The 26468-nt window shown below is 34.0% G+C and carries 16 protein-coding genes and 1 pseudogene; 2 read left to right on the top strand and 15 right to left on the bottom strand.

The genetic code is table 11. The features are described from left to right. Positions 1-106: 106 nt before the first annotated feature. The 8 genes from BB050_RS16055 to rhaT form a co-directional block, all read right to left on the bottom strand. Entirely contained in the window at positions 107-4093 is a 3987-nt protein-coding gene (locus BB050_RS16055; RefSeq protein ID WP_236940341.1) for a hybrid sensor histidine kinase/response regulator transcription factor, read from the bottom strand. Between the two features lie 232 nt (positions 4094-4325). Then, positions 4326-4913, bottom strand: a complete 588-nt coding sequence (locus BB050_RS16050) for a LutC/YkgG family protein (RefSeq protein ID WP_066034253.1) — start codon at positions 4911-4913, stop codon at positions 4326-4328. Further along, positions 4906-6306 (bottom strand): lactate utilization protein B, encoded by a 1401-nt coding sequence (locus BB050_RS16045; protein ID WP_066034252.1) that lies wholly within the window; start codon positions 6304-6306, stop codon positions 4906-4908. Before BB050_RS16045 ends, BB050_RS16050 begins: the two co-directional genes overlap by 8 nt. Positions 6307-6484: 178 nt before the next feature. Beyond that, positions 6485-7225, bottom strand: coding sequence for a (Fe-S)-binding protein (locus BB050_RS16040; RefSeq protein WP_008467628.1), 741 nt, complete (start codon positions 7223-7225; stop codon positions 6485-6487). Positions 7226-7318: 93 nt separating this feature from the next. Then, a complete protein-coding gene (locus BB050_RS16035) occupies positions 7319-8680 on the bottom strand; it encodes an FGGY-family carbohydrate kinase (RefSeq protein WP_066034251.1) in 1362 nt (453 codons plus the stop codon). Positions 8681-8731: 51 nt separating this feature from the next. Beyond that, the gene (locus BB050_RS16030; protein WP_066034250.1) at positions 8732-10006 is read right to left on the bottom strand and encodes a sugar isomerase; all 1275 of its coding nucleotides are present in this window, start codon (positions 10004-10006) and stop codon (positions 8732-8734) included. Positions 10007-10323: 317 nt separating this feature from the next. Beyond that, the gene (locus BB050_RS16025) at positions 10324-12468 is read right to left on the bottom strand and encodes a bifunctional aldolase/short-chain dehydrogenase (RefSeq protein WP_066034249.1); all 2145 of its coding nucleotides are present in this window, start codon (positions 12466-12468) and stop codon (positions 10324-10326) included. A gap of 26 nt (positions 12469-12494) precedes the next feature. Beyond that, a complete protein-coding gene (gene rhaT / locus BB050_RS16020; protein WP_008467632.1) occupies positions 12495-13544 on the bottom strand; it encodes an L-rhamnose/proton symporter RhaT in 1050 nt (349 codons plus the stop codon). Positions 13545-13931: 387 nt separating this feature from the next. Between rhaT and BB050_RS16015 the strand changes: the two genes are divergently transcribed. Continuing rightward, positions 13932-14972 (top strand): GntR family transcriptional regulator, encoded by a 1041-nt coding sequence (locus BB050_RS16015; protein WP_066035194.1) that lies wholly within the window; start codon positions 13932-13934, stop codon positions 14970-14972. 220 nt (positions 14973-15192) lie between these two features. Here BB050_RS16015 and BB050_RS16010 read toward each other — a convergent pair whose 3' ends face one another. Both BB050_RS16010 and BB050_RS16005 read right to left on the bottom strand, forming a co-directional pair. Further along, positions 15193-15369, bottom strand: a complete 177-nt coding sequence (locus tag BB050_RS16010; RefSeq protein ID WP_008467640.1) for a histone H1 — start codon at positions 15367-15369, stop codon at positions 15193-15195. 663 nt (positions 15370-16032) lie between these two features. Beyond that, positions 16033-16470 carry a hypothetical protein gene (locus BB050_RS16005; RefSeq protein WP_066034248.1) on the bottom strand — a complete coding sequence of 146 codons (438 nt, stop codon included), beginning with the start codon at positions 16468-16470 and terminating at the stop codon, positions 16033-16035. A gap of 962 nt (positions 16471-17432) precedes the next feature. On the opposite strand from BB050_RS16005, the gene BB050_RS15995 reads away from it, so the two are divergent. Then, a complete protein-coding gene (locus BB050_RS15995; RefSeq protein ID WP_066034246.1) occupies positions 17433-18617 on the top strand; it encodes a sensor histidine kinase in 1185 nt (394 codons plus the stop codon). Between the two features lie 1310 nt (positions 18618-19927). Here the strand turns inward: BB050_RS15995 and BB050_RS15990 are convergent. The 5 genes and pseudogenes from BB050_RS15990 to BB050_RS15970 form a co-directional block, all read right to left on the bottom strand. Further along, a complete protein-coding gene (locus BB050_RS15990; RefSeq protein WP_066034245.1) occupies positions 19928-20671 on the bottom strand; it encodes a rhamnogalacturonan acetylesterase in 744 nt (247 codons plus the stop codon). A gap of 306 nt (positions 20672-20977) precedes the next feature. Continuing rightward, positions 20978-22333, bottom strand: coding sequence for a glycoside hydrolase family 28 protein (locus BB050_RS15985; protein WP_066034244.1), 1356 nt, complete (start codon positions 22331-22333; stop codon positions 20978-20980). 393 nt (positions 22334-22726) lie between these two features. Beyond that, positions 22727-24427, bottom strand: a pseudogene (pelA, locus tag BB050_RS22285) (pectate lyase); the annotation flags it as partial. Between the two features lie 32 nt (positions 24428-24459). After that, positions 24460-24723, bottom strand: coding sequence for a pectate lyase (locus tag BB050_RS22085; protein ID WP_236940340.1), 264 nt, complete (start codon positions 24721-24723; stop codon positions 24460-24462). A gap of 7 nt (positions 24724-24730) precedes the next feature. Then, positions 24731-26320 (bottom strand): glycoside hydrolase family 43 protein, encoded by a 1590-nt coding sequence (locus BB050_RS15970; RefSeq protein WP_066034242.1) that lies wholly within the window; start codon positions 26318-26320, stop codon positions 24731-24733. Positions 26321-26468 lie beyond the last annotated feature (148 nt).

The following is a 26468-nucleotide window of genomic DNA, read 5'->3' as shown; positions in this document are numbered from 1 at the left end:
GAATAAAATGCAGTTTTTAAGCTAAAACGTTTGAGCTGGATAAAAAAATTCAAGCTTTCCCTAAAAAAAGCAGCTGATTCTGCAACGGTAAAAATGAATCTAGAGCCTATTTAATGATATTCAAGTCAGAATTGAATGACGTTTTATACTTTTTGATATATTCTGAAGGAGTCATTCCAAAAAGTTTTACAAACTGTTGTCTAAAATATTTCGGATCTTCAAATCCAACCTCGGTACTCGCCTGAGTAATATTCATATCTTCAGTCAGCATCAGCATCGCTGCCCTTCTGATTCGCAAAGAACGAATAAAAGCATTTAAGGTTTGACCAGAAATAATTTTGATCTTAGTATAAAGCGTTCTGTGACTCATTCCCATTTCAAGGGCAAAAGTTCGAATCGTGAAATCTTTTTTATGAATATTAGCTTCAACAATTTCGATACATTTTTTTAATATCTCTTGATATTCAACAGGAACTTTCTGGGTATTTTCTTTTAATGTTATACTATCTAAGAAATAGGTTCGCAAATTATGGCGATTTCGCAATAGAGAATCGACTCTTGCTGTGAGAATATCATCATCAAATGGTTTTGTGATATAGTCATCTGCGCCCTCATTAATTCCTTGTAAATGAGTTTCCAGATTTTTAGATGCTGTTAGTAAAATAACGGGAATATGTGATAAAGCGTTATCTTCTTTAATTCTTCGGCACAGCTCTAAACCGTCCATAGCTTCCATTGTAATATCGCTAATGACAAGATCTGGCATATGTTTTTTGGTCATTTTTAAACCTTCTTCGCCATTTTCAGCACTGTAGACTATATAATTATCAGCAAAAAGCTTAATAAGGTACGCTCTAATTTCTGCATTGTCATCAATAATCAAAACAGTTCGCTTGTCGCTTAACATAGTCTTCTTAAAATCACTGTCGGCAATAGAAGTTACTGCTGCAGGAATCGGCTCTTGGATTTCATCTGGAATCAATTCATCAAATAATTGGCTTCGCTGTGGTTTTTCATTGGTAATTTCTATATCCTCAAAATGACTGTTTCCTTTTAAAAATGCCAATTTAAATGTACTTCCCTTTCCTTTCTCACTGCTGCAGAGTACAGATCCTTTATGTTTGTCAACGAAATATTTAACAATATAAAGTCCAATGCCAAAACCAGTTCCAACTGAAACTTTCGAATTGATTTGTCTGAATTTTTCAAAAATAACATCAATATCTTTTTTATCAATTCCATCTCCGCTATCACTTATTTCAAGAAAAACTTCATCATCATTTTCAGTTACTGTCAAATTGATTTCGCCTCCAATTGGCGTGTATTTAAAAGCATTTGACATTAAATTAAATAATGAAATCTCTATCTTTTCATAATCGCCAATAATGGTAATTTCGTGCTCTGGAATAATAAAATTATAACTAATGTGTTTTTCCTTTGCCTGATTGACGAAGCATTGATACACTTCATTCGAAAGATTATTTACATATATTGGAGACAAGCGAAGAGAATCGGCATCGTTTTCTGCTTTTCTTAGTAAAAGTAACTGATCTACCAAGCTTAAAAGTCTTCTGGCATTTCGATGGGCAATGGCCAAATCACTTCCAGAAGATCCGTTTTCTACAATTTCCTTCTGAACTGCTTTTTTCAGCGGATTAATAATCAGCGAAAGCGGTGTTCTAAATTCATGCGAAATATAAGTAAACATAGACGACTGCTTTTCGGCAATCTCTTTTTCTTTCTTGCTTTCAAGCTCTGCGATTTTAACCTTATACTTTAATTTTTCTTTGTTTTTGTTATAATCCAAATATAAAAATAGTATTCCCCCAATTGCTAAAAGATATAAGGCATAAGCCCACCAAGTTCTGTACCAAGGCGGTAAAACTGTTATAGAAACCAAACTTACTTCTTTATTCCATCCGCCTTGAAAATTGGTTGTCTTTACTTTAAAGGTGTATTTCCCCTCTGGAAGTCGCGAATAATTTGCTTTTCGGGTTTGACCCACATAGTTCCACTGCTGATCCCAACCTTCCAAAAAATAGGCATAATTTATCTTATCTGCGTTATTGTAGTCTAGCGCCACAAATTCTAATGACAAAGTGGTTTGATCGTATTCCAAGCTAACTTCTTTTATTTTATTAGAACTCACATCAACCTCAGCTTTACTTTCTTCAATAAGCTGATTATTGACGTAAAAATCTGTTAGCAAGACATTATTTTTTTGGATAAAGCCTTTTATTGTATGGGGATAAAAAACATTAAAACCGTTTATGCCTCCAAAAAGAAATTCCCCAGATGATAGTTTTATTCCAGCATTAAAACTAAACTGATTGCTTTGAAGTCCGTCATTTACAGAAAAATTACGGAATGTTTTAGTCTTTTTATCGTATCGGCAGATTCCATTATAAGTACTCATCCACAAGTTTCCTTCTTGATCTTCCAAAAGCCTTAGAATGGAGTTTGAAGGCAAACCATCGTCTATTGTTAATCTTTTAAAAGTATTGGTCTTTCGGTCAAATAAAAGCAGACCTCCTTCTTGCGTTCCAACCCAAAGATTTTTATCCTTGTCTTCATGAATACATCTGATAGGATTTCCAATTACTTTTTTAGTGATTTTGCGAGTATTTTTGTCAATAGATAAGAGCGAAGTATAATTTCCTGCCCATAACTTTCCATCAGAAGTTTCAATCATACACTGCAGGTTGTCGATTCTTTTATCGAAAGGTTCAAAGACATCTTTTTTTCGATTTAAAAGATACAGTGTACCTTCATTTGTCGAACTTGCCCAAATATTTGCTTTTGAATCTTTAAAGACAAACCAGATATTTTTCTCAATTTGTTTGGTATAAGGATTATAGCAAGAATATTTTTTAACGTTATTCGTACTCTTGTTTATTTTATTGATTCCTCCAGCCCAAGTTGAAATCCAGATATCGTTAGTATTATCACGAACTATTCCTGTTATAAAAGGACTAGACAGCGAATTTCCATAATTTGTATAATTGTTGTTTTTTCTATCCCAATATTTTAAGCCTGCACCGTCTGTACCGACCCAAACATTCTTATTTTCATCTTCGCAAAAAGATAAAATAAAATTGTCTGCCGGATCTTTGGCATTATAACGAACACTTTTAAAATACTTTGGTGTATCACTCAGCATACTGATTCCGCCACGAAGCGAACCAAACCATTTATTGCCTGATTGGTCTTCGTATAAACTCCAAACCGAATTGCTTTTGGCTAATTGTTCGTTATAAGAAAGAAGCTTTTTAGTATTCGGATTAATGTAGAAAATGCCACAACCATCTGTTGTAACCCAAATTTTTCCTTTTTTATCTACTAGAACATCTGTAACGCTGCATTTATTAGTGAAATAATTTTCTGAAACAGAACCTGTTTTGGTATTCATTAAAAACAAACCTTCGTCTGTTCCTAACAGAAGATTTCCATCAGAAGAAAGTTTAATGGCCTTTACTCCTATTGAAAGTGGAAAAATAATTTTTAAGTCTTTTGCTTTATAATTGTAAGAGCAAACTCCAACATTGCGCACGTATACCCAACATCCTGATTTTTCTTTATTTTCCTGAATTGCAATAGCATCATAATTAGAAATGGTAATCTTATTTCCTAATGCGTTGAGCGGGATATGTTTTCCTGTGAAAGAACCATTTTCAAAAGCCAATAATCCTAATTTCTGCGAAGCAACCAAAACCAAATTATCTGACACGGAGCGCATCTGATGTATAATATCTTGAAGCACTTTGGGCTTATCATCCCACAGCGTATATTGAACCGTATGAAATGATGCTTTTGTTTTATCGTAAATACAAATTCCGCTAGTTCCTCCTACCCAGATATTATTTCTAGAGTCACCCTCTATATTATAAATGGTATTGAATAAAAGAGATTTTTTATCGTTGATTCGGTTTCTAAAAACTTTAAAATTATATCCGTCATATCGATTTAAACCGTCATAGGTTCCAAACCACATATAGCCTTCCTTATCCTGATAAATTGTGGTAATGGAATTGTTAGACAAACCGTCTGATATGTCAAGAAATTTGATGGGATAATCCTGCGAATATCCTACCAAAGAAAATCCAATTAACAGTAGAAGATGTAGAACTAAACGCTTCAAAATGTACTTTCTTATATTCGTGTAAAGAGTACAATTATAAGCTAATTTTAGGAAAATTTTAAAAAAAGAATGCAGAAATGGCAAACATTCCTGCATTCTATGTTTAGTCTTTTCTTTTTAATAAACTATTCCCTACTGAGCTTTATTTTTATGCGAATATTTTCACCTTGCAATAAGATGAAAAAACCTAATCCAATAAAAACACAATTAATCCTCTAGCACCGTGAGCGCCAAGAACGAGAGATTGCTCAATATCTGCTGTTTTTGACGGACCTGCAATAAAAGTTCCAAAACCATATTCCATGTTTCCAATTCTTTGATACGCTTGCTGCATTGTTGGCACAAGATCTTTTTTATGAACAATAATAGCTAAATATTGCGCAATGAAAGGAGCAACACGCTGTCCTAAAATATCATCAGTTACCCAAAGTCCGCTGTTTTCTGCTACTCCAAAATGTGCTTTTACAACCGTTAATTCAACATCCTGAAGTGAATGCGGATCTACTGTTTTCCAGTCTAAAGAAGCAATCTCTGAAAGTTCTGGAAGGGTTGTAATCAGCCTTTTCTCAAGATTGTAATTGGATTTTATATAGTTGATGATTTCATTATAATCAGCAACTTCTACAGAATCGCCACCTATGCCTTTTAAAACCGTTTTATAGGTTTCTAATATATCAAATTGTTCTGAACCTAAAACTGTAAGATCTGGCAGTTCTGAAACCAAATCGGGTTGATTCAGTTTTATTCTTTTTAAAATTTCGCCTTTACTACTCATCCCCTTTTGCTTTAGATTCTCTCGAATTTTTCTTGTACCATTCTCTAAAAGATTCTTCTGGAACATCTGGCATTTCTCGCTGATCATACCATTTGTTCATTTTATTATTGACCATTCCTGGAATATTCTTCATTACAAATCGCCCTGATTTACCGGCAATATTAAAAACTATCGGATTGGCCAAAACGGTCGCCATTGTTTTCATCGCAATGGTTTTGGCTTTTGGCGTATGCCCTTCTTTTACCAAAACCTGACGCCATTTGTACAATTGATCATGAATATCAATTTTTACTGGACAAACATTGGTGCACGAACCGCAAAGCGTACTAGCAAAAGGCAGATCGGCATTTTTGCTCATATCTAAGTTTGGTGCCAAGATAGAACCAATTGGTCCCGCAACCGCATTGTGATAACTATGTCCGCCGCTTCGTCTGTAAACCGGACAAGTGTTCATGCACGCGCCACAACGAATGCATTTCAGCGAATTTCTAAAATCTTCTCTTCCTAATTGCGTGCTTCTTCCGTTGTCCACAATTACAATGTGCATTTCTTTTCCGTCTCTTGGCTTCTTGAAATGGCTTGAAAAAGTCGTAATTGGCTGTCCAGTTGCGCTTCTTGCTAATAATCTCAAGAAAACACCTAAATGTTCTCTTTTCGGAATCAGTTTTTCAAATCCCATGCAGGCGATATGAACATCTGCTAAATGCGCGCCCATATCGGCATTTCCTTCATTGGTGCAAACCACAAATTCTCCTGTTTCTGCAACAGCAAAATTGACTCCTGTTAAAGCTACTTTTCTAGTCAAAAAAGTATTTCTCAAACTCTGGCGAGCTGATTCTGTCAAATATTGCGGATTGAAATTTCCTTTTTCTGTACCTAAATGTTCGTGAAAAGTCTCACTTACATCTTCTTTCTTTAAGTGAATCGCAGGAAGTACAATATGACTTGGCGGTTCTTTACGAAGCTGTACGATATATTCTCCTAAATCTGAATCAATTACTTCTATTCCCTTTTCGGCTAAATAATCATTCAAATGGCATTCTTCTGTAAGCATCGATTTGGATTTTACCATCTGCTTTACATCATGTTTCGCCAAGATCGAATGTACAATTTCGTTGTGTTCTTTTGCATCGGCAGCCCAATGCACAATTATTCCGTTTCGTTGGGCATTCGCTTCAAATTCGACTAAATAATCGTGAATGTTAGAAAGCACATTAAATTTAATTTGAGAAGCCGTTTCACGAAGTAGTTCCCAATCTGCTATTTGGTGCGCTGATTTATCTCTTTTAGCACGCACAAACCAAAGCGTTTCATCGTGCCAATTGACACGCTCTACGTCTTTATTGAACTTTGCTGCGGCTTCGTTGTGCGGTATTGTTTTTTCTGATGACATCTTATAAAAGTTGTTTTTACCATTAAGATATTAAATAAATTAAGCTAAACTTTATGAACTTAATTTCTTTATGATTAAAAGAAAATTAAGTTTTTTAAAATCTCTTAAATCTCTTATTTTTTTACTAAGAAATATTTAACCAAGCTTTATGAACTTAATTTCTTAATGGTAGAAAAAATTAATTTTCGAGTGAATTTAATATTTCAGCAATGTGAATGGTTTTAATTCTGCTTTTCTGCCTTTTTAGAATTCCGTCCAAGTGCATTAGGCAAGACATATCTCCACCTGTAATATAATCCACATCATGACTTTCGTGATCTTTAATACGATCTTGCCCCATTTTTACCGAAACGGCTTCTTCAGTCACACAGAAAGTTCCTCCAAAACCACAGCATTCATCTTTTCTGGTTAGAGCAACCAAATCAAGGTCTTTTATACTGTGCAATAATTGTTCTGGTTTAGAGAAAAATGGTGCGTTTAATTCAGACATTTGCGAAAGCTTTAATCCGCGTTGACCGTGACAGCTTACGTGCATTCCTACTTTATAAGGAAATCTTCCGTCAATGTGATCGATTTTTAAAACGTCGGTAATAAATTCGGTAAGTTCGTAAACTGTATTTCGAATTGCTGTCGCTTTCTCTTCTTGTTTTTCGTCATGCAAATGGTCTTTCACATGCAAAACACAACTTCCAGAAGGACAGACTATATAATCAAATCCAGAAAAATTGGCAATAAAATTGGCATCGCAGCCTTTTGTTAAATGTGCGTAACCGCTATTGGCCATTGGCTGTCCGCAGCAGGTTTGTCCCATCGGAAATTCGACATCACAACCTAATTTTTGGAGTAATTCGTAGGTTGCAATTCCTACTTTTGGATAAAATTGGTCGACATAACAAGGTATAAAAAGTCCAATTTTCATATTGTAGTATTTAGTGTGTTGTTCATTAGGCGTGTACTGTAAATGTAAAAAATACGTTTCTCAGCAAATTTACAACATACAGACCGTTTTAACCTAATGTTTATAGAATTTCAAGTCAATTAAATCGTTCTGAATTGGTTTTGGATTCCAGTTTTGATGAATGGCCAATGCCGCTCCCAATGCACTTGCCTGTGCCATCGAAGCTGCATAAACCTCAACATCTGGAAAAGCTTCTGCCAATAAATTCATGTAAATCGAATTTTTACTGAAACCGCCATCCACAAAGATCTTTTTTACCGGACTGTTATGAATTACCAAATTGGTAGAAAAAACTTGTTGTTCTACCAAATCCAGCATCAATTGATGATAGGCTGTTTCGTAATCTTTGTAATATGAAAGCTCTCTTTTTTGAAAAGGACATTCTTTTAGAATATCAAAATCGTATTTTTTAGGATAGATAATCTGATAATTAAGAGCTCTTAAATTGGCTACAATTTTCTTATTAAAATAAACTTCTTTGTATGTATCAACTGGAACATTAAAATGCTTTGCCAAACGTTTGGTTTGCACTTCATGTTCATTTCCTGCAAACAAACGTGCCGCTTTTACTGGCTTGTTTGTGTATTGCATATAGCAAAGGCAATCGTTTTGTAATTCGTCAAAAGTTAACGGTTTAGTATTGAAGGGATTTAGAGAAATACTCCAAGTTCCTGTTGACAATAAAACGAAAGGTTCTGTAAAATTGATTGTGTACGGAATAATCGCTGATGAACTATCGTGAAGCCCAACTCCAATGGCAAGATTATCAGCATTCTTGATAACGTCTTTACCATAATGTATCGGCGGAATTTTATCTAAAATACCTTCTTCTTTCAGCCATTTATGATATTTCATTTTTTTGAAATTCCATAAATTAGTATGACAACCAATACTTGTAATATCAGCGTATGCCTCATTCGTTAAAAGAAAGCTTAAAAACTGCGGCAGATGCAAGCAGTATTTCACTTTTTCGAAAATTTCTGGTTTTTCTTCTTTTAATCGGTAAATCTGCATTCCCGAATTTAAACTGCCCAAAACTGGAGAAGCTGTTTTTACAGCAAACTTTTTTTCTCCTTTGTATTTTTTATAAAAATCAGATTTTAAATCCTCTGGATAATCTTTCAGATAATTATACAGAGGAGTTAAAACTTTTCCGTTTTTGTCTATATAAACAAAACTGGCTCCGTAAGTGCTGAAATTGATGGCTTTTAAAACATAATCTGTCAGCTCTTTTATTTCAGATAATCGATCTAAAATCCAGTTTTTCAGTAATTCGATATCTTCGCAAGGAAAACCATCTTCATCTGTGGTCTCATCAAGATTAACCGATTTCTCCCAGACAATTTTGTAATTTTCGTTAAATAAAAAAACCTTTTTGTTTGTTTTGCCAATATCAAAAATCGCAACTACATTCATTTTTTTTAATTGTAAATTGTTAATTATCAATTGTCAATTGATAATTGATAATTATAAGCCCGTTGCTACTGTTTTTAAACCTCTTTCGTCAATTAGATTTTCTCTAACTTGAAGCGAACGATATAACGCTACTGGATTTAATGCTGCGCCAGAACGAAGACGAGCTTCAGCTACCAATGCGCGAACATCTGTACGGAAAGCATTCTGAAGAATTTCCTGCGCTTTTACCACGTCATTTTCTTCTTGAGCTTGTTCTAATGCTTTTCTATCAACAGAAAGTGCTTGTGCGTAAGCAATCATAATCGCTTCAACAGATTGCAATAAATCTTCTAATGGATCTTTGATATTGTGAGAAGCATCAATCATCCAGCCTAAATCTTTAGCATGATTCATTCCTCTTGCGTCCATTCCTTCTACCAATTCATTAAAAATCAAGAATAATTGATATGGTTTTAATGCGCCTGCTGTTAAATCGTCGTCTCCATATTTTGAATCATTAAAATGGAAACCTCCTAATTTGTTTTCCATCAATAATAAAGAAACAATCTGCTCGATATTGGCATTTGGTAAATGATGTCCTAAGTCAACCAAAGTCTGCGCTTTGTCTCCTAATTTTTTCACATACGAATAAGATTGTCCCCAATCTGCAACAGTTGTTGAATAAAAGTTAGGTTCAGCACATTTGTATTCTAAGAATAATTTCCAATTTGAAGGTAATGCATCGTAGATTTCCTCTAAACTTTCTAATGTATTTTGATACGCTTTTCTAAAATTTAATTGTCCTGGAAAATTAGAACCGTCTGCCAGCCAAACTGTTAAAGATTCAGATCCTAATTCGATTCCGTGTTTAATTACTTCTATATTGTGAGCAATTGCCTGTTTGCGAACTGCTTTATTTACGTTTTGCAAAGAACCGTATTTATAAGTATGCTCAGCGTTTGCTTGATCTTGAAATGTGTTCGAATTCATCGCATCAAATTTCAATCCGTGCTGTGCCGCTAATGTTTTTATTTCATTATAATTTGTTGGAATATCCCACGGAATGTGAAGTGAAATCGCACCAGACGCACTGTTAAGCTTATGAAGCAAACCAACATCTTCAATTTTCTCTTCTAATGAACGAGGCTCTCCTCCACCAGCGAAACGTCCAAAACGTGTTCCTCCAGTTCCTAAGGCCCAAGATGGAATTGCAATTTGAAAATCGATTAATTTTTGAATAATCGCTTCTGTATCATTTATTTCTGATGCCGTAAAAATTAGCTTATTTTCGTGTTTTTTAATTAAATCCCCGTTATGAGAATCAATGTGGTTTGATGAGATTATCATAGTTATTGATATTTTTAATAGAGTTTACAATATATAAATTTTATATGTCTAGTATATTTTTTTAACACGCAGTGCCGAAATTTCGGACACGGATTTTACGGATTCGCCTTCTAAATCTTAGTGTATTTTAAATATTTTTTGAACTTATAAATTTCACAGTAGCCAAACTCTGGTTGTACTTCACTTTTTTGTTAAGTTTTGTTTGTTAAAGCGAATTGTTATATGCTAAAAAAATCTAACGTTCGAAAGAATTCGAACGCTAGACCACAAAAAACCACTTTTGCTTAAACAAACTTATATAAAAACCTAAACAATCTTTATCTATAAAAGCCCATTGCAACGCCGCCGTCTACGTTTAAGGCGTTTCCTGTAGATTTATTTAGGAAACCTCCAACAAAAGCGAAACAAGCATTTGCGATATCATCAGGCAATATGATTTCATTTAATAACGTACGTTTTGCATAGTAAGCCGGAAGTTCTTCAACTGTAATTCCGTATGCTTTTGCACGACCTTCTGCCCATCCTCCAGACCAAATGTTTGAATCTGAAATTACAGCATCAGGATTTACTGTATTCACACGAATTTTGTCAGCTCCAAGTTCTGCAGCCATTAAACGTGTTAAATGCGCTTGAGCCGCTTTTGCTGAACCATAACCAGGATTGTTCGGACCAGCCACAACAGCATTTTTAGAAACGATATTTACGATATCTCCTCCAAAACCTTGTTTACGCATTACTTCGATTCCGGCTTTAGAAACAATAAATTGTCCTTTTACCAAGATATCGTATAATCTATCCCACTCTTCAAGAGTATGTTCTGCGATAGATTTTGAAATGCTGATTCCAGCATTATTCACGACAATATCAACACCTCCAAAAGCTAAACAAGCTTCGTCCAATGCTTTTTCTGTACTTACTTCATCAGTAACATTCAATAAAGTGCTCGAAACAGCATCTTTTCCGAATGCTTTTACAAACTCTGCAGAAGCACCTTCCAAACGCTCTTCATTGATATCGTTAATTACCACGCAAGCTCCTTCTTGAGCAAATTTTTTCGCGATAGCTTTACCAATTCCGCCCGCAGAACCAGTTATAAGAGCTACTCTTCCAGACAATGCTTTTGGTTTTGGCATACGCTGTAATTTTGCTTCTTCCAATAACCAATATTCAATATCAAAAGCTTCTTGGTGTGGCAATGACGTATATTCTGAAACGGCTTCAGCGCCTTTCATTACGTTTACCGCATTGATGTAATATTCAGATGCTAAACGCGCCATTGTTTTATCTTTAGCAAATGTGAACATACCCACTCCCGGATATAAAATAACCACTGGGTTAGGATCACGCATTGCTGGTGAATTTGATTTCTTACATGCATTGTAATAGTCTTTGTACATCGCACGATAAGCTTCAAAAGCTGGAGCTAACTTTGCTTTTACAGCTGCAACATCAGATAAATCTTCGTTTGGATCTAATTCTAAAACCAAAGGACTTATTTTAGTTCTCAAGAAGTGATCTGGACAAGAAGTTCCTAATGGGGCTAATTTTGAAAGATCATTAGAATTAATGAATTCTAAAACTCTTGCATCGTCTGTATAATGACCAATCATTTGGCGCTCTGATGAACAGAAACCTCTTAAAATCGGAGCTACTTTTGCTGCTTTCAATTTACGATCTGCCTCTTGAAGACTGTCAATTTTCTTTCCTCCAAAAACTGGACGCGTTTTTCCATAATTATCTTCTAAGTAAGAAGCACATTTCTCGATTACTTCCAGCGTATTGATATAACTATCAAACGCAGTATCGCCCCAAGTAAATAAACCATGAGAACCTAACATGATGCCGCGTAGTTTTTTACCTTTTTTTTCTGCTTCTTCTAAACAAGCTCTCAACTGAAGACCAAGATCAAATCCTGGACGCTGCCATCCAACCCAGCCAATTTCTCCGTTGAATAATTCTTCTGTGATTTTCTTTCCATCTTTTGCAGCAGCGATTGCAATTGCCGCGTCTGGATGTAAGTGATCAATATGTTTGAATGGAAGAAAACCATGTAAAGGCGTATCGATAGAAGGCGCTTTTGAAGCTAAATCGAAAATACAGTGGTTGAATAATTCTACCATTTCATCTTCAAACTCAATGCCTCTGTAAACATTTTCAAGATTACGAAGTCTGTCCAAATACAAAGCTGCACAACCTGATTTTGTCAACGTTCCAATGTCACCGCCAGAACCTTTAATCCACATTACTTCAGAAGATTCTCCAGTAAGAGGATCTTTGTCTGTAATTTTTACAGAAGTGTTTCCACCGCCATAGTTGGTCAATCTTAAATCAGCCCCTAGCAAGTTAGAACGATAAATAAAAAGCGCTACTTCATCACCTGCTAATGCTGCCGCCTTAGCCTCATCCCAAAGGTAGCTTACATGCTTAAAATTCATATTATTAATTGTGTTTGTATTCGACATATAGTATTTTAAATTATTTCTTGTATTTATAATGAGTTACCAATTCCTACCAAAACGATTGCAAGCATAATAAGCCCAATTCCCCAGAAAAAAGTTCTTAATGTTTTTTTAGAAACTCCTTTCCATTCTTTCAAATAAAATCCCCAAAAATTTGCCGTTAAAATGATGGTTGCCATATGAAGAATCCATGAACTGGCACCATTTCCAAGTTTGCTTTCTCCCATTCCGTAAAAGAAAAACTGTAAAAACCACATGGTTCCAGCAAGAGCAGAAAACAAAACGTTTTTTGTTATTGGAGTAGATTTGTCGGTATAATTTTTAATTGATTTGTTTTTAAAATTCAAATAAAGACACCAGATAAAGTTGGTTGTAAGTCCTCCCCAAAGCAGCACAACATAAGTCACATTGTTTTGAAATAACGGATTTGCACCATTTATTACAGCATGTTCTGCCATTGATTTCCCAGCTTCGATTCCATAATTGAAGAATGAGCTTAAAATTCCTGAAATCACGGCCACAATTAGACCCTTTACCAGATTGAAGTCTTTGTCCTTATCTTCATGGCCAGTGGCAAAATCTTTCTCTTTCAGCATTCCTGCTTTTCCTGAGATTGCAATTCCAATCAGATATACTACAACTCCTATTAAAACCAGCTGTCCGCCAGAATTAGAAAGCATATGAGAGAATGATATTTTCCCTTCAGTCGGAACGATATCATAATAAATTGATGGTACTAAAGCTCCAAATGCAGAACAAAATCCTAAAGTAATGGAGTTTCCTAAAGACATTCCTAAGTAGCGAACGCCCAAACCATAAGTTAAACCGCCTATTCCCCAGATTAAACCCATTGTAAAAGTGAAAGTTTTTATTGATGGAGAAGCTGCTGCAATAATTTCAGTAAAATTTGGAATCGTTAAGTAAGCTGCAATTGGCGGAACAATCAGCCAAGAGAAAAATCCGCCCACAAGCCAATAGCTTTCCCAAGCCCAATCTTTCACTTTTTTAAAAGGCATATAAAAACTACCCGAAGAAAATCCTCCGATAGAATGAAAAATGATTCCTAATAATGATTCCATATTATTGTTTTTGGTTTAGGTTAGGTTTGTTAGTATTTGGTTTTGTAAAATAAGAGAATGTCAAAAAGAAAACTGTCCTGTACTATCCTTTACGGATTTCATATTTTTTGTTAAAACTAAAGATTATTAGAAATAAGGGCTTGCAATTATTGGGTAAATAAATTTAAAATGGCTATTTTAGCAATCGATTTCGTAATTATTAATTCTTCATTTGGGTTAAAATTCAGAAATCATAAAAAAAAGATTACAAGCCTTGTCAATTTCTCTTTTTCATTATGAAAATGATTCTGCTTAACAGATTCTTTTTATAGAAGAGATTTTTTTAAATTATTTAGAATTAAAAAAGAGTCACGTTGAAATACGAGACAGATTTCCTGAAAAATGAACATGATTAAACTTATTAAAATAGATGAAGATTCTCGAGTTCCTAAATACAAGCAGATTGTTGACTCTATACTTCAGAACATCGCTAACGGAAATTTAAAAATCAATCAAAAAATTCCTTCTATAAATAGTTTCAGCGAAGAGTTTTATATGTCTCGTGATACTGTTGAGAAAGCTTATAACATTTTAAAAGAAAGAAAAATCATTTCTTCGATTAGAGGAAAAGGCTACTATATTACTCGAACAAAATTAGAATCTAAAGTCAATATTTTGTTTTTGACCAACAAATTGAGTTCTTACAAAATGAAAACCTATAGTTCATTTATTGATACTCTAGGAGCCAACGCTCATGTTGATCTTCAAATTTACCACTGCGACGAAACTTTATTTTTGAATATCTTAGATAAGTTTGAAGGAGCTTACGATTATTATGTAATTACAACGCACTTTAAGACAGACGAATTAAGGCATTTAAGTTTTACTGATGATGTGGTAAGCGCCATAAAAAAAATTCCGCAAGAAAAACTGGTTATTTTAGATAACATTAAATTAGGAACGGGTGATGATGTCATTAAGATTTATCAGGATTTTGAAAATGATATTTATAATGCCTTAAAAGAAGGTCTTTCTAAAATTGCAAAATACAAACGATTAATTCTAGTATACCCAGATAAAGCAGTTTACCCTTATCCTAGACGAATTTTACACGGATTTAGAAAATTCTGCGTGGAACATGAAATTAACTTTGAAATCTTAAGTGAAGTTTATGATGATATGATTCTTAAAAAAGGAGATTTATTTATCACCATTGAAGAGTCTGATCTAGTAAATTTAATGAAGCAGATTCGTGATGAAGAATTTGTTTTAGGAAAAGAGATTGGCGTGATTTCTTATAACGACACTCCGCTAAAAGAATTATTGGGTATTACCGTTATGTCTACCGATTTTAATATTATGGGAGAAACAGCGGCGCGAATGATTCTGAACAAAGAAAAAGCACAGGTAAAAGTTCCTTTTAATTTTATTGACAGGAATTCTATTTAAAGATTCTGAGGTTCTAAGATGCTAAGGTTCTAAGTTTTTTCGTTACAAATTCACGAATTCTTATAATTCAATTTGAATTACTTCGTCCGTTCGCTATCGTTCAGATCGTGCGCAAAAAAGTATATATCTTTAACAAAAAAACTTTGTGCCTTAGTGGCTTTGTGGCTAAAAAAAAAAAAAGACATAAAAAAACCCCGCTTTATAGCGGGGTTTAGTTGTATTATTTTTTTGATTCTTCGATAGAAACTTTTCTAAACTCTTTTAAAAGTTTTTCAATTTCCAAAGTCGATTTACGTGCTCTTGGTCCAGCAGCTTTAATTCCTTTTTCAGTCAAAGATTCAGCTTCAGCTTTGAATGTTTCAATTTCGGCGTTGATTTTTACTAATAAATCTTTCATGCTTATATATTGTTAAATTAAGCCACAAAAATAAAAGTTTGTGTGATAGTTACAACAATTTTGCTGTTAAATTTAATGCAGTTTTTCATTCATTTTCTTTACAATAAATTGACTTCCATTTTTTCTAAAATGTCAGCAAACACAACACATTAACAATCAAACACTTACTTTAAAAGTGTTTTTATAACAACTGTTTTAGTACTCCGTAGAAAGTATAAAATTAAAAGTAACTTTATTCAAAAAGATGGCTTATACCTCTTCTATTTGTTAATTTTTGGAGCGTAAAAAATCCTCAAAAAAGGAAAATTTACTCAATAAGAGTTTTATTGAGGTACATATTCTTTATAACAAATACGTCAATAATGCTTTTATTAATCTTAGTTTTTATAGACTCTATATTCAGATTTTCAAAATCTAAAATTGCTTAATCACACTTTTACATCTTATCTGCAAGATCTAAAAAGGTGTTTTTAAAATTAAGACTTTTATTAAACCAGTTATTATTTGAAAATACTTTATTTCAACATTTAGTTTTGCAGAAAGCTGTTTTTTCTAAGAATTAATCAAACAATGAAAAAGCAGGATAAAAACAACATTTATCCTGCTTTGAAAGTACCATTTCTATTAAGTGTACGAGTGAAAAAATATAAAAAATAAAATAAATTACATCAAAAAGTACATTGCCTTGTAATATTCCTGAAACTTTCGGTAAGAAACATTTGGCGGTAATAAACTTTTTTTAATTGTATTAGAATCCAATTTATTATCAAAAAAGGCCTTTAATTCCTTTAAAATTTCAGTTCTAGTTTTTGATTCATCAAACAAAATAAAATTATTTGTTCCTTCCAAAAACGATAAACTTCTATAGAACTGTAAATTAAATAAGCAAACTAAAACGTTGGATCCTCTTTTCTCCTGCGACAGAAAATTAAGCAATTCGTTATGATTATGTATTACAAAAACAATCCGATCAGATTCTGTGGTTACCGTTTTGTCAAAAAAAGAATTTTCCAGAAAATCGAACTCTTCTTTAAACCTTCTTTTGAACATCCTTAAGAAAATTCCCTTGCTGTCAAATACTAAAACTTTTTCCTTCTGCATCTCTCCTATTTTTAAAAATATTACAAACTTACATCGGTAAAAAATTAGTAATAACCCTAATATGCCATAAAACTGACACTATAAGGTTAATTTTAAACTTTTATGATGTGTATGACATTCTGTTCAACAAAAGTCAACAGCTCTTCCATTTTTCTACAATCTTTTCTGGAAATAGAAATAATATAATTGTTTTGCTCTTTTATGTATAAAAACAAAAAGTTTTTAGTCAGAATTGCTTTTTCAATTGTCGTCCATTTATGCGTTAATCTTCCTAAAGGAAATCTAATGCAGAGCTTAGAATTAGTAAATACAAACTTATATCTGCTATTTAGATTCTTAAATCTCAATAATCGCTTTGCTATCTGAAAAGTAATTCCTGAAACGGCATCTACAAAGGAATTTTCGAAAACGACAAAAAAAACAATTATGCCCAGACTTCTTATCAACCAGAGAAAAAAGTCATCTTCGAAATTAATATTGATGAAATCAGAAAAAATGAGAAGTAGTAAAATCAATATTGAAGTAAAAATAACACGTTGCTTAAACAAATGCTCGAAATACATCTTGTTCAATTTCCTTATTTCAGAAAAATTTAGAGGAAACTCTAAAAAAAAGTTTGTGGTATTCATGATTTTGTCTCAGATTAGTCTGAACACAAAATTATCTTTAAGATTTTCTCTTGAGTAGACCTAAAAGTTTTTAAAATATCATAATAAGACTTTTTAATTTTTACTTTGTAAAACCACTTTTTGAAAGCAAACAAAAAGTACGATTTTTCTATATATAATTTTATTATCAATCAATGCTCCAATAAGACATAAAAACAACAAAATAAGACATAAAAAATACATCTATTTATTTTGTTTTCAAATAGTTAACATTAAGCAAGCTTTTATTTATTGGTTAAGATTATTTAATTATTTTTGAAATTAATTTAAAATTATTATAAATAATTTCTTACAATGTATTTACGGTCAACTGAGGAGAATTTAAGAGAAAAAATAAAAGAGCTTACTTGTCTATATGATATTTCTAAAACCATCTCTAAATCGAATTCAATAAATATTCAAACATTTTACGACATAATTGTAAGTACAAAAAATGCATGGCGTTATAGTACAGAATGTGTGGTCGAACTTCATATTAAAGATTATCATTTGTCGACATCTGAGATTATGGAATTATCGGTGTTTCAGTCCAGCACTATCATTGTAAATAAAACAAACTATGGCCATATTAAAGTGCATTATCCATCAAAAAAATATAATTTGAGTGATTTTAGTGATGATGAACAAAAGCTTCTTGATACTATTGCAATAGAAATAGGAAATTATGTTGACAAGTATCAAACCTTAGAAAGAAAAGCTGCATTGCGGCAAACTATAGAACGCATGGAGCGCCTTTCTTTATTAGGCGAAATGACTGCAGGAATAGCTCATGAACTGAATACGCCGTTGGGCAATATTCTAGGTTTTGCTGAACTGATAAAGGAACAAAATTCAGATCCTGAAATTGGTGCTGATATTTCTATAATTATCAATTCCGTTATTTACTCGCGCGAAATTGTCAAAAAACTAATGTTCTTTTCTTGTGAAATGCCACAAAAATTAGAATTGCAGGAGCTAAAACCAATCATCGTTTTTGCTCTTTCCTTCCTAAAATCCAATTTTCAGAAAAAATCAATCAGGCATGAATTAGTTTTCAAGAACGATAATATTATGGCGAAAGTAGATTCTGTTCAAATTACCCAAGTTCTCTTTAATCTTCTTATAAATGCCATTTATGCATCACCTGAAAAGAGCATTATTAAAATAATAGTTGATGATGATGATGCTAATTTGTATTTAAAAATTGAAGACAACGGAACAGGGATTCCTGACTCCATAAAAGAAAAAATATTCGAACCTTTTTTTTCAACCAAACCTGTCAATTATGGATGCGGTCTTGGTTTGAGTGTAGTTCATGGCATCATTAAAAATCATAACGGAGAGATTACGCTCCAAAACAATTTTCCAAGCGGATCGATTTTTACCATTCGAATCCCCGTTATGGTTCCTGCCACATACTCCATGCCCGCGGGCAATGCCAGCGAAAATGTTGCTCCGTTCAATGCTGCTGCATTATTGTTTACAATGTCGACCTTGTAAGTGCCTGGGGCACCGCCCTGATTGAGACTTACAGGCTGATAGGACGTAGGGGCATTAATCTGCACCTGCGCAAACGCGCTACCTCCCATCATAAACAACAATAACAACAAAACGAATGTAATTTTTGTTTTCATAAATCGTTTTTTTAATTAAAAAAAATACAACAACTCACACAGAATCAAATTGCTAATAATAAGTGTTCGTATTGTACCTTTTTTAACCGTTGGTTTTACATAAAATTGATACTAGAAAATATTAGTGCAAAATTCCTGCTATTAAGAAGTTTATTTTGCCTGTAAAAGGTTTTAGAATAATAGATTAAGACATATTTGTTTCAAATTTGAAACAATTTGATTAAAAAAAACATCTACAATTCCATCTATTCCTATATAAATCAATGCATTACCAAAACAAAAGACTGATCTGGACTATTTGAACCAGCAGAAAAAAAATAAAATATCACTATACAGGCGCAAAACAAAATATATTTAAAAGTCATTTATTTTGGATCTTACTCTTGTCAATTCAACATTATAGAGATAAAAAAGATTTAGGAAATCTCCTTAAAGCGGCTACTCGAGCCACTCTCAACTGCTAAAAAATTTCGAAAAATTAACGTGTATTTTTACTTAAAGGCTTTTAGAAGAAGTAAAGTATATTCTAATAACTATTGGCAAAGGAGGAAGAGCCTAAGCTTTCTAGGCTATTGTGTTAGTCTAAAGGCGTAAAAGAGATTTTATTAGTATAAAGTTAAATTTTTTCTTTTACACATACTACTGATAAACAGTTAATTAGGTTTCATTTTATAAAATGAAACCTTTTATTTTGCAACATGTTATAAAATATATAATAAAATACTTACCTATTTGGTTTTAGGGGGATTATTGCAATTGAAATTGCCATTTTTACAGTAAACACCTGTATAAATGATAATTGCATAAAAAAAGGAGAAAATAAGAAATTTTCTCCTTCGTGTTATGGCTTGTAAAAAATGTAAACAATCACCTGAGAATTTCACAACCAGATTATTATTTTACAGTTGCAAATATCTTCTAAACGGAATATCTAAATTGCTCCTAAAAGTTTTTATAATTGTATTTTAGGACAAAAGTTTTTTTTAGTTATGAATTATGAATTATGAGTTATGAGTTGATAATTGATAATTGTTGATAGTTAATTGTTAATTGTTAAATGTTAAATGTTAAATGTTAATTGGTAATTGTTGATGGTTAATGGTTGATGGTTGAAGGTTGGTAATTGATAATTTTAATTTTTAATTTTTAATTTTTAATTGATAAGCTAGGAAATCATTACCTGATTCCATTTTTTAGATTCTTTAACGAAGGGTCTTTCGAGAGCTTAATTTGGTTAATTACAATTTCAGCAATTTTATTGGCTCCTAATAATGAAAGGTGCGTGTCATCAGCTTTATCTTTATCGTAAAAAGCATTTTCTCCCGCTTTGAAATGAAGATGAAGCTGTTTTGATTTTTCTGGGCCGTAAGATTGTTCCAATAGTTCGGTGTAATATTCTAAATCTATAAAAGGCACATTATATTCTTGGGCAACCAATCGGGTTTCTAAAGGGTAATCGCCATGTGTTGGGACTAAAACGCCTTTTTCGTTAAAGTTACGTCTGCTAATTGAGGTTAATAATACTGGAATTGCGCCTTTTTCTCTGCTTTCTTTTACAAAACGAATCAAGTTGTATCTGTAAGCGGTATGCGGGTTTGTATAACGCGCAGAATCTTCTATTTTCTGGTCGTTGTGCCCGAATTCGATAAAAACATAATCTCCTTTTTTCAGTTTATTGTAAATAGAATCCCAGCGTTTTTCGTTGATGAAGCTTCTGGTGCTTCGTCCGTTTACGGCTTTGTTGATTACGGTTACGTTTTCGTTGAAAAAGGGCTGCAATACCTGCGCCCAGCCGTGTTCTGGATTTTTTTCTGGGTCTTTTTTATTGGCCATTGTGGAGTCGCCAATGCAATACAGGGATGTTTTTTGTGCGAAACAAACTGTGGTGATGAGGAATGTTAGGATGATGTATTTTTTCATTTTTTTTTGTTGTTTATTGCTACATTTTTTACTACACAGTTTTTTCTACCGTGAAGTTTTTTTCTAACGCAAAGTGCGCTAAGGATACGCAAAGTGCACAAAGGTTTAATAAAGAAGGCAAAGAAACAAAGCTTTGTGCCCTCTTTGGCAAAGCACATAAAGAATAAAAAAACTTTGCGAACTTTGCGTTTTCTTTGTGTGCTTTGCGGTAAAAATCAACTGCAAAGTAGACGCACTGCGGTACGTCTCTACGTGAAAATCTTTGCACTAAAAACTTTGTCTCTTTGTTACTTTGTAACTTTGTCTCTAATTTTTCGAAACTGCTGTCGGCACTGTTGCTCTTTTGCCTATAAAAACATCTGTCATCAAGACGTTTTCTGCATTTTCGTTTGACAGTGCATTTTTAGCTTCTTTTATTTCTATGTTTTTTAATGCTATGTTCTTGATTTTTTTGTCTGTGAATCCTTGAATTACAATTCCCGATTCTGATGCTTTGTTACAGGTGATATTTGAGAAATATACATTTGATATATCCGATTGATAGCCTTTTCCTTCTCCGTGATAGTTTGCTGTAATGTAAAGGCAGTCTTCTACTTGGTCTAATTGAATATTTCTAACAAATATATTTTTGATATATCCGCCACGATCTGCATTGGTTTTTAAATAAATGCCTCTTTTTAAATAACCTGCTGTTTTGCAATTTTCTACAAAAACATTCTGCACGCCAGCTGACATTTCGCTGCCGATTACGACGCCGTGCAGTCCTTTAAAATTGCAGTTTCTAATAACAATATTTTGGCTTGGCGTTGCTGTATTGGCTCTTCCTTCATGGTCTCTTCCTGCTTTTATGGCAACATTATCGTCTCCGTTATCAAAAGTTACATTTTCGATTAAAACGTCTTTTGCGTATTCGGGATCGATTCCGTCGTTATTATGATTTAGTGATTTATAGCTTATGCCCCGAATGGTTATGCTTTCTGATTTTAAAAGATGCAGACACCAGAATGGCGAGTTTTCGATTCTGATATTTTCGACTAAAATGTTTTTGCAGTTTAAAAACTGAATCATCTGCGGTCTTAAAAAGTAGCCTTCTCCAAATTTTCTTTCGCTTAATGGAGTGTTGTTATGATTCATATCACGGCTACGGTTTTTGCCTTCGTTTTCTTTTGCTTTAAAGGTTTTCCATGTCTTTCCTCCTCCTCCATCAATAGTTCCTTCGCCAGAAATGGCAATATTGGTGCAGTTGTTAGCATATATAAGCGGACTGTAATTGTATAGCATCGTTCCTTCCCAGCTTGTTAAAACCATTGGCAAATAGTCTTTTGGATTGTCGCTGAATTTTATTTTGGCTCCTTTTTCCAGCTTAAGATTCACATTGCTTACCAAATGAATCGGTCCGTTTATTTTATAGGTTCCTTTTGGAACAATAATAGTTCCGCCGTGGTTCTTTTTACACAATGCCATTGCTTTATCAAAAGCTTTTTTATTGTCTGAAACAGAATCTCCCTTTGCTCCTAATTTTAAGATATTGATTTGAAAAGAAGGAATTTCTGGAAGCTTTATGTTCTTTACAATAGAATCGACTTTTGCTGACGGAAAATCTGCGTTTTGTGCAAAACAGGTGCTGGTGATTAGTAGTAAGAGAAGGTATTTTATATTCATTCTTTTAATATTGAATTTGTAGTCGTTTTTTTTTACCGCAAAGTGCGCGAAGGTTACGCAAAGTTCGCTAAGTTTTTTTCTTTATTTTCGTTATGTTCTATATCAAAAGGGCACAAAGTTTTGTCGATTCTCTTTGTGAAGACGCACTGAGGTGCGTCTCTACGGAAAACCTTTGTCACTTTGTTCCTTTGAATCTTTGCAACTAAATTTAAAATTCTTTGTAGATTCTCTTTGTTTAGACTCACTGAAGTGCGTCTCTACGAAAAAACCTTTGTCACTTTGTCTCCTTAATATTAAACCTTTGTGAACTTTGCGTATTCTTTGTGTGCTTTGCGGTAAAATTAACCGCATAGTATTGCAGTTTGCGCTGTAAACTGAGACTGCGACTGAATACTAAAAATACCACGCTCCAGCCTTATCCTTAAGAATGTTCTCAATAGAATATTGCGCCGCTTCTTTTTTGGAAAGCTGATGTGACCATTTTACTCTTTTTGCTGGTTGGAAACCTTCGCCTGTACAATTGTATTCGGCATAAAAGGCATTTTTTTCCGCTTCGGGTTTCGACCAGTTTTCCCAGCCTTCTGGCTTAATTTGGCTGCCCATTTCGCAATTAATAAAAACCGTTTTGGCATAAATGCGCCATGGTCTTCCTAAATAAACCTCTTTTGCTTCTGGATTTGCTGTGAGTTTACAATTCTTAAAAACGAATCCAAACGGCGTTCCTTTTGGAGTTGAAGCAGCTGTGATATACGAACTTTTGATGCTGTGAATGGTACAATTCTCAAACAAAGCTGTTGCGCCTCCAAAAATAAAATCGGTTGTGCCTTCGATATAACAGTCTTTAAAATACTGTTTGGCCTCTTTTCCTGATAAGTATAAAGTGTCTTGATTACCTAAAAGATTACAGTTTGTTATTTTGGCGCGATTTGCTGTAACCGACAATGCAATAGCCTGTCCGTGTTCTCCCGAAGTATTTTTAATGGTTAGGTTTGATGCCGAAAAATCGTCTCCTTCAACCAAAAGTGTGTACGTATAAAAGGTGCTGTTTCTTCCCAGTGCAATTTTCGAAAAATTATCATCAAAGGTAATGATGGTGTTTTCTTTGCTTTCGCCTTGCAAAACCACGTTGGTATTCCATTCTGGAATTCGGACTTTCTCGTTATAGGTTCCGTTTTTTACAAATATTGTCACTTTCTCATACGGAAAAGCAGGAGTTGCATAAACGGCATCCTGAATTTTGGTGTAATCGCCTGAACCGTCTTGTGCTACGGTAATATAGTTTACATTTTTCTTTTCGGAAGCGCCTACTTTAGTACCGTTTTTAACTGCCCATTCTGGAAATTTTTTCAATACTTCCTGCGGTGCGTCTGTATACCAAGAATAGCCATTTCTTCTTTCTGCTCCTATTTGATCCAATGATTTTTTCTTGATTCCGTCGCGGTCGCAAAAGAAAGGTTCATTGGTTTCCAGATCCATAAACCTTGCCCAAATGGGTTTGGCATTGGCTGTTGGAATCATTTTTTTGTCTACGATTTTTCCAGCGTCATTTAAGACTCTTTTTTCTTCTAAATTGGTGATTTTAGTCTTTTCGAACCACTCCACAGCACTTTTTACAGCCGTTACCATTTCTCTTGAAGGCTTGTCAATCGACATTAAAAGCAGGACTATTTTTGCCGATTCGTAACCGCTTAGCGAAGCCAATTCAAAAGCTCTGGCATTTGCGGGAGCCAATGTAACTTCATCATGCTGTGCGCACCATGCGGTAAGAACTCCGTTTTGTTTGTATTGCGTTTTTAAAATGCAGTCGATTCCTTTATCAAAAGCTTTTTTGCATTTTTCTACAACTTCTTTTGATGGTTTTATACTGTAATAATCCGATTCCTCTGCTACTGCTTTTATGACATTCATGATATTCACCATCGAATCGTCATTGTAGGTAATATGAGTATAATAGCCTTTTTTTAACGGATAAAACTGTGGCCAGCCTCCATTTGCATATTGCGCTTCAAGCAGATAATTCAATCCTTTTAAGAAAGATTCTCTGTAACGTTCGTCTTTTACCTGCACGTACATTCTAGACATAAAAAGCATTTCCTGACAAGTTGCTCCGTTGTCTGTTGTCGTTTCTACGGCCGTTTTTTGAGTGCCATTACATCTTTTTTCTGCTTTTCGGTCAGTTCATCTTGCATCTGAATATTCTTTGGCCAGCCTCCAATATCTCTTTGGTAGAGCAATACGTTTTCGGCTATTCTTTTTGCATCAGCTGTTGCAAACCAAGCGGCATCACTCTTACGAATAATGTCAGGCCATCTTTTGTAAGTATTCTGAGCATTTACAGCAAAACTGCAAAGGCACAAAAAAAGTATTATTTGTTTTTTTAACTGCATCATTTCCTTCTTATTTCGTTACTCTAAACCAATTTACTTCAACATTTCCAGAATCATTTTTTATTTCTTCGCCTAAAGCGAAAAGTCCAACTTTGGCACCAATCCATTTTCCTTCTCTAGATTTGAAATCATTTCCGATAGACTGATAATTTTTATCGTCTAAGCTGTAAAAGAAACTGCACATTCCATCTTTCTTTATTTGAACTCTAAGGTAAATCGTATTGCTTTCTATTAAAATTGGTTTTGTTCCCGTTTCTGAAACCGTTTTGTCAAAAGTTCCCGTTTTCTGATTCAAGTATAGTTTTCCATCAACATTTTTAAAACATAGAAAACTGTAATCTAATCCCATTACAATCAAACCTGTTGATTCGCCTTTCAGTCTAGAATTAAAAGTAAGTTTTGTTGTAGCGGTAAACTCTTCTGCTGGAAATTTTTGCAGCAATACATTTGGCGCATTAAAAATGTTTGCTGTTGTAGTGTTGCAAAACAAATTTAGATATCCTAAACTTGTCGGAAATCCGAAATTGGTTTGTTTGTTGGCCTGCCATTGCCATTGCAATCCCAATTTAGGTTCATTAAATTCATCTGAAGTTGCCGGAACTTCTATAGGATATTTTTTGCCGACATTTGGCTTTCTGTAAGTTGTTACGGGTTCGCCAATTCCGTTTTTATCAAAATCTTCTCCCATAACCGGCCAGTCGTTTACCCATTTCATTGGCTGAAGATGAACTATACGTCCGTAAGCGCCTTTATCTTGAAAATGGAAAAACCAATCTTCTCCTGTCTGTGTCGTAACCCAAGCACCTTGATGCGGACCATTTATAGCGGTCGAACCTTGTTCTAGAACCTTCTTTTTTTCATAAGGTCCGAAAACATTTTTCGATCTTAAAACCGTCTGCCATCCTGTTGGAACGCCACCTGCGGGAGCAAAAATATAGTAATATCCATTTCGCTTGTAAAATTTTGGGCCTTCAATAGTTTCTTCGCCTTTATGTCCGTCAATCACCATTACTTCGTCATTATTCACAACGGTTCCTTCTGGATTCATGGTGCAAACCACTAACAAACTTTTAATTTGCGCTCGGCTTCCTGCAAAGGCATGAGTCAGATACGCTTTTCCGTCTGTATCCCAAAGCGGACTAGGATCGATCAATCCTTTTCCTTCTTTAACCAAAAGCGGTTCAGACCAAGGCCCTTCTGCTTTTTTGGCTTTTATCATATAGATTCCGAAATCGGGATCTGGGTAATAAATATAGAATTCATTTTTATGAAAGGTAATGCTTGGCGCCCAAACTCCGTTTCCGTGCTGTACGCTATCGTAAGTTTCAAACGGTGGCTGTTTTACCAAAGCATGACCAATAATTTTCCAGTTTACCAAGTCTTTTGAATGTAAAATTGGCAAGCCCGGAATACAGTTAAAAGATGAAGCTGTCATATAATAATCATCGCCTACGCGAACAACATCCGGATCTGAATAATCAGCATGAATAACAGGATTGGTGTAGGTTCCGTCTCCATTATCTGGTGTCCAGACTTGTGCTGTATTCTTTTGAAAAGGAATAATGCAGAAGAGGAATAGGATGATTTTTATGTTTTTCATTTTTAACTATACTTTTTTTATTTAAAGCCGACAGGTTCTAAAAACCTGTCGGGTTCTAAATTTGCTTTTCTTTGAGGAGTTACTTTGCGATGCTTCGACTCCGCTCAGCAAGACAAGGCATTGCAATTGATAATTAACAATTGACAAT

The organism is Flavobacterium anhuiense (assembly GCF_001705175.1).
GTDB classification, from domain to species: domain Bacteria; phylum Bacteroidota; class Bacteroidia; order Flavobacteriales; family Flavobacteriaceae; genus Flavobacterium; species Flavobacterium anhuiense.
The sequence above is the reverse complement of the archived record's forward strand: the minus strand, read 5'-3'. Positions and strand labels throughout refer to the sequence as shown.